Below are 6,228 nucleotides of genomic sequence, written 5' to 3' on the forward strand. Positions count from 1 at the left end.
CCGATGATAGTGCTGCAACCAGTGTGAAAGTAGGTTATCGTCAGGCTAGTTATAAGAAAAAAACCCCGGCAGAAATGCTGGGGTTTTTTTTTACCCGCGGAGACCAGACAAAGCGATGACCATTTCCGGTCACATGGACTATCAGCAGTTGCTCGAGCATCGCCAGTCGCATCCGGCATGGCGCCTGCTTTTGGCCGACAACGGTCCGATGATCGCGAGTTTCCTCCATCAGGTCTTTGTCCTGCCCAACACCCGCGGCATGCCGCGCCAGCAGCTTGCCTCGCTGCTCGACGATCATCTGTTCCGGCTGCACGATGCTGCCGGCGAGACTCGCTATCCCAAAGCCGCGTCCGCTTACCTGGACGATTGGGCATCCAATCCCCGTGGCTGGCTGCGTAAATATTATCTTGATGGCGATGACGAGCCCCATTACGACCTGACGCCGGAAGCGGAGCTCGCCCTCGGCTGGATGCGTCAACTGGGCGACACGGCACCGGTCGGCGTCGCATCCGCCGCGCGCGAAGTGTTCCGACTGCTGCAGGAAATCGTCGATGGCACCGAACTCAGTCCCCGTACCCGGGTGGCTGCGCTACGCAAGCGCAAGGCACAGATCGATGCCGAAATCGCGCGCATCGAACAGGGCCAACTGGACATGATGGAACCGGGCCAGGTGCGTGAGCGCTTTCTGCGCGCCGCACGGACCGGCGATGAGATGCTTTCAGCTTTTCGCGCGCTTGACCGGCGCTTCCGCGCCGCTGATCGCGCGTTCCGCGAACAGATCACTACTGGGGAAGAAGGCGTCGATAAGGACGCGCATCGCGATCTCTTCGCCGGCTTGGACGAAGCACAGAGTCTGCAGGCGCTCGTCGACCTGTTGACATCGCCCGGCAGCACCGAGGAATTGGGCACCTTGTTGGAGAAGGTGACCGCACTGGAGCCAGTGCGTACGCTGGGGCCCGACGAACGGCTGCGCCGGATGCCTTTTGACTGGCTCGACGCCGCCAAGGACAGCCAGGCCCGGCTCGCGCGCCTGTCCGCGCAACTCAGGAGGCACCTGGACGATCGTGCGCGGCTTGAAAATCGCCGCATCATCCAGCTCATTCGCGGCATTGAACAAAATGCGCTCGCCCTGCGCGGGCGGATTCCGGATCCTGATTTCATCCACATCGACGAGACATCGCCCGCGGTTGCACTGCCGATGGATCGCACCCTGTACAACCCGCCCTTTAAGCCACGCATCACAGGGCAGGCCAAAATGCAGCCCGCCATGCCGGTGCCGGCCGATGCACTATTCGCACAGCGGCACATCGATGAGCTGCGGCTCATTACCAACATCCGCAACGCGCTGCGCACTCGTTCTCAGGTGAGTCTTGCGACTGTGGCGCAGGAGTACCCGATCGAGCACGGCCTGGCCGAGCTGGCGGCCTACTTCAAGCTCGCAACCGACGAGCTTCGATGCGCAATCGATGAGGAGCGGACCGAGGTGGTGCGCTGGACCGATTCAGCCGGAAGGCAGCGGGCAGCCACGCTGCCGCTGGTGATCTATACATTGTGAGCACATGAACGAAGAAAGCCGTTTGGGCCAACTGGTTATCACGCTGTTCCAGGGCGTGCTATACCGCGACGCCGAGCCGCTGCTGTGGCAGCCCCTGATCGACCTCCAAGGCCGCGTGCGCGACCATTGTGGGACCATTGGACTTGAGCTGATCCTGGACGAGGCGGAAGGGTACGCATATCTGCGCCAGCGGCCGGCGCGCGAAGGGCAGCCGGAACTGCCTCGGCTTGTTCAGCGCCGGGCGCTCTCATATCCGGTCAGCCTTCTGCTGGTCCTGCTGCGCAAAAAGCTCGCCGAATTCGATGCCGCGGGTGGCGACACGCGGCTCGTCATCGCGCGCGAACAAATCGTCGACGAGGTGCGCCTGTTCTTTCCGGAGACCGGTAACGAAGCGCGTCTGCTCGATCGTCTCGACGCCCACCTGAACAAGATCGTGGAGCTCGGCTTCCTGCGCCGTTTGCGTGGTGAAGAACACGAGTTCGAAGTGCGCCGCATTCTCAAGGCCTTCGTGGATGCACAATGGCTGGGGGAATTCGAGCAGCGGCTGGCCGAGTACCAGGCGCATGCGGCCGCTGAGGGCGAGGAGTGAGCATGGAGCAGTTGCCAGATACGCCGGCAGCATCGATCGGCTTCAGACTGCAGCAGATCGAGGTCTTCAACTGGGGCACATTCGACCAGCACGCGTGGCGCCTGCAGCCCGGCGGCGAAAGCATTCTCCTGACCGGCGATATCGGCTCGGGCAAATCGACCCTGGTCGATGCCCTTGGCACCCTGCTGGTCCCGCCGCACAAGCTCTCGTACAACAAGGCTGCGGGCGCCGACGCGCACGAGCGCAGCCTGCGCAGCTACGTCCTGGGGCATTACAAGTCCGAGCGAGGCGAAATGGGGGCACGCGCCGTCGCACTGCGTGATCACAACAGCTACTCAGTGCTGCTCGCAGTGTTCGCCAACGAAGCTCTTAATGAGACCATCACGCTGGCACAGGTGTTCTGGATGAAGAATCCGCGTGGTGAGCCTGAGCGCTTTTACGTTGTCGCGACCAGCGCCCTGTCGATCACTACGCACTTTGCCGGCTTTGGCAGCGATATCGCGCAGCTGCGCAAGCGCCTGCGCGCGCTCGACTCGGTGCAGCTGCACGAGACGTTCCTGCCATACGGCGCCGAGCTGCGCCGCCGGCTCGGCATCCCGAGTGAACAAGCGCTCGACCTGTTTCACCAGACGGTATCGATGAAGTCGGTCGGCGACCTCACCGGCTTCGTGCGCGAGCATATGCTCGAGGCGTTCCCGGTACAGGCGCGCGTCGCGGCACTGATTGCCGGTTTCGAGGACCTGAGCCGCGCACACGAGTCGGTACTCAAGGCCAAGGCGCAGGTCGAGATGCTGGCATCAATGGTCGCTGATCTCGACCGCTATTCGGACCTTGAAGCGCAGGCCACCTCGTGGCGCCGCTGTCGTGCAGCGCTGCGCCCATGGTTTGCCCAGCGCAGGCGTGCCCTCGTCGAGGAACGCATCGCGACCCTGCAGGCGGATGCCGAAACGGTGGCGGCGACAGTCGAGGCACTGAATGAGACGTGGCGCCAGCAGCGGCAGCGGCAGGATGCGCTGACGGAGGCGATTGCGACCAACGGCGGCAACCGGATCGGTCAACTCGGCGCGGAGATCGCCCGGCTGCAGACCGTGAAGGACGAACGCGCCGCACGCGCGGACCGGTACGCGCAGCTCGCAATGGCGCTCGGCCTGCCGGAAGCACCCGGTGCCGCCACGTTCGCTTCCAATCGGCGTGCGATCGAAGAAGGCCAGGCGAAGGCGAAAGCGCTGCGCGACGATGTCGCGATGCGCCTGACCGAGGCCGGTGTGATGGTGCGCGAACTGGGGCGCCAGCACGGGGAACTGAGCGCCGAACTGGAATCGTTGCGCAAGCGCTCGACCAACGTTCCGCGCAGGTTGGTGGAGCTGCGCGCAGCGTTATGCGAAGCGATAGGCGTAGCGCCCGACACTTTGCCGTTCTGTGGCGAATTAATGCGGGTGCGCGAAGAAGAACATGCTTGGGCAGGAGCGGCGGAGCGGGTGCTTGCCGCATTCGCGCAGTCGCTGCTGGTCCCGGACGTGCATTATCTTGCCGCGCAAGCCTGGGTAGCAGGCCGCGATCTGGGCGCGTCTTTGCGACTGTGCCGGGTGAAGGCGACGAGCGGCCTGACGCCGGGCCTGTTCATGCCGCGCTCCCTGCTGCACAAGATCGAGGTGCGGCCGGACAGTCCGTTACGAAATTGGCTGCTTGCCGAGCTGGCGCAGCACTTCGATTACGTGTGCTGCGAGCGCACCGATCAGCTGCAGCGCGAGAAGGCGGCTGTCACACGCGGCGGGCTGGTCAAGCGTTTTGGCGAACATTACGAGAAGGACGACACGTTTGCGATCGGAGAGCGCGCGCACTGGGTGCTTGGCTGGTCGAACGAGGCCAAGGTGGCGGCGCTGACCAAGCGCGAGCGCGATGTGTCGGCGCGCATCCAGGCGCACGTGGCGCAAGTCTCGGCGCTCAAGCGCGCGGTGGACGAACAAGACGAGTTGATCGGCTACTGGAAGCAGCTCGCGGCCTGCGTCAGCTTCAAGGAGCTGGATTGGAAGGCGTCGGCCAGCATGATCGAGCAGCTCGAGCGCGAGCGCCGGGAACTGTCGGCCGCGACCGACATCCTTGGGTCGCTGCGCCAGCAGATGGATCAGCTGGCCGATGAACAGAATGCGACGTGGGTCAGCCTCGAAGCGGCGCTCCTGGAGCAGGGCAGGCTGGCTGGCCAGCTTGAACAGGCAAAGCGCATGCTGGAGCAGTGCGAGGCGTCCGGATGTGACGTCGAACCAATGCGCTCTCCCGAATTGACTGCGCTTGAGCAGACCCTGGGCGCTTCGCCACTGGCGCTTGAATCGGCGGCGCAGTTCGAGCACGAGCTGCGCGATCTGGTGCAGGTCCGCATCGAAGAGTCGGAGGCGCAGTTGCTGCCGCTGCGCGACGCGATCCTCGCCGCGACGCAGCGCTACGTGCAGGCATGGCCGCTCGATACGCGTGAAGTGGACGTCAGCATCGAAGGCGCGCGCGAATTTCGCCAGATCCTGGAAGCGCTGCGATCAAGCGAACTGCCGCGCCTCGAGCGGCGTTACACGGAGCTGCTTGGCGATAGCATGGTGCGTGACATCGCCGGCTTCGATGGACAACTGCAGCGTGAATGCCAGACGGTGCGCGAAAGGATTGAATTCATTAACAGGTCATTGCGGAACATCGATTACAACCCAGGTCGCTACCTGAAGCTGGAAGCGGCGCCGAATCTCGACGCGGACCTGCGCGATTTCCAGCAAGAGCTGCGAGCATGTATCGTGGACATGCCGGACGGAGAGCGGCTCGACGTTAGGTTCCAGCAGGTCCGGCGCATCGTCGAACGATTCCGCGGCCGGGAAGGAACGCTCGAAATGGACCAGCGCTGGATGCGCAAGGTGACCGATGTGCGTAACTGGTTTGTGTTCTCAGCCTCTGAGCGCTGGCGCGAGGGGGACGAAGAATACGAACACTATACCGATTCCGCTGGCAAGTCCGGCGGACAGAAGGAAAAGCTCGCCTACACAGTGCTGGCCGCTGCGCTGGCCGCCCAGTTCGGATTGGGTGGTGGCGAAGAGCCGAAGCGCACCTTCCGCTTCGCCGTTATCGACGAGGCGTTCGGCCGTGGGTCGGACGATTCGGCGCGCTACGGCCTTGAACTATTCCGTCGGCTCGGCCTGCAACTGCTGGTGGTGACGCCGCTGCAGAAAATCCACATTATCGAACCGTATGTGGCCGGCCTGGGATTCGTCCACAGCGAATCCGGGCAGCGTTCGATGCTGCGTTATCTCGGCATGGACGCGTACCAGACGGAGCGCAGCGAACGGCTGGCTGCCTCGTAATCTATTTGCGCTGGTAGGTGCCTACCAGCTCAGTATGCGCAAGCACGTGGTTTTGCATCGCTTTTTCAACCTGGGCTTTGGTGGCGTGGCCCATGTCGGGCAGCACTACATCCAATGCGTAGAGCTTGTGGAAGTACCGATGTCGACCGATGGGCGGACAAGGACCGCCATAACTGCTTTTTTTCCAGTCATTCAGGCCAACTTGCGTGCCATGTGGCAGGTCGGTATTGCTTACCGCAGCAGGCAGTCCCGAGGCTTGCGGTGGCATGTTGTAGAGCACCCAGTGTACCCATGTGCGCTGAGGCGCAGCCGGGTCGGGCGCGTCTGGATCGTCGAGAATCAGGACCAGGCTGCGCGTTTCTGGCGGCGCGCCAGACCAGCTAAGGGCCGGAGAAGTATCCGCTCCGTCGCACGTATGGACTGCCGGAATGCTGCCGCCAGTGTGAAAGTCAGCCGAGGTAAGGGATAAGGCCATCATCGCCTCCATTGGAAAAGGCGCGCGGTCGGCGCCAGGGTCAGTTCACATTCGACCTGTTTGAGCTGGACGGGTTGCGAAATCAGGACAGGATCATTTGTGCGCCCCTTGCCACCGGAGGATTCGTTTGCTATAGTTCGGTCCCTCACGAGAAACACGCAGCAAATCAACAGGTTGCGAAGGACTCATGAGGCAGCGTCGAAATGATGCTGAGAAATAGAAGTTGACGAATATCGCGAAACACTGCATAATCTCGCTTCTCTGCTGCTGACGA

4 protein-coding genes are annotated in these 6,228 nt (G+C 62.8%); 3 read left to right on the plus strand and 1 reads right to left on the minus strand.

Features of this window, described 5'->3' with window-relative positions; genetic code table 11:
• The first annotated feature begins 115 nt into the window (after window positions 1–115).
• From E4O92_RS05265 to E4O92_RS05275, 3 genes are read left to right on the plus strand one after another with little or no spacing between them, the layout of a single operon-like run.
• On the plus strand, window positions 116–1,555 hold the full coding sequence (locus E4O92_RS05265) for a DUF3375 domain-containing protein (RefSeq protein ID WP_229483076.1): 1,440 nt from the start codon (window positions 116–118) through the stop codon (window positions 1,553–1,555).
• Between the two features lie 4 nt (window positions 1,556–1,559).
• Window positions 1,560–2,144, plus strand: coding sequence for a DUF4194 domain-containing protein (locus E4O92_RS05270; RefSeq protein ID WP_135188706.1), 585 nt, complete (start codon window positions 1,560–1,562; stop codon window positions 2,142–2,144).
• A 2-nt stretch (window positions 2,145–2,146) separates the two neighbouring features.
• Window positions 2,147–5,479 (plus strand): ATP-binding protein, encoded by a 3,333-nt coding sequence (locus E4O92_RS05275; protein ID WP_135188707.1) that lies wholly within the window; start codon window positions 2,147–2,149, stop codon window positions 5,477–5,479.
• 1 nt (window position 5,480) lies between these two features.
• Here E4O92_RS05275 and E4O92_RS05280 read toward each other — a convergent pair whose 3' ends face one another.
• Window positions 5,481–5,954, minus strand: coding sequence for a YbhB/YbcL family Raf kinase inhibitor-like protein (locus E4O92_RS05280; protein WP_135188708.1), 474 nt, complete (start codon window positions 5,952–5,954; stop codon window positions 5,481–5,483).
• Window positions 5,955–6,228: the final 274 nt, after the last annotated feature.

This window comes from Massilia horti (assembly GCF_004614195.1).
GTDB classification, from domain to species: domain Bacteria; phylum Pseudomonadota; class Gammaproteobacteria; order Burkholderiales; family Burkholderiaceae_D; genus Telluria; species Telluria horti.

Coding starts and splice junctions, on each gene's coding strand:
- E4O92_RS05280 (WP_135188708.1), bottom strand. CDS start 5,954: ATGGCCTTATCCCTTACCTCGGCTGACTTTCACACTGGCGGCAGCATT.
- E4O92_RS05270 (WP_135188706.1), top strand. CDS start 1,560: ATGAACGAAGAAAGCCGTTTGGGCCAACTGGTTATCACGCTGTTCCAG.
- E4O92_RS05275 (WP_135188707.1), top strand. CDS start 2,147: ATGGAGCAGTTGCCAGATACGCCGGCAGCATCGATCGGCTTCAGACTG.
- E4O92_RS05265 (WP_229483076.1), top strand. CDS start 116: ATGACCATTTCCGGTCACATGGACTATCAGCAGTTGCTCGAGCATCGC.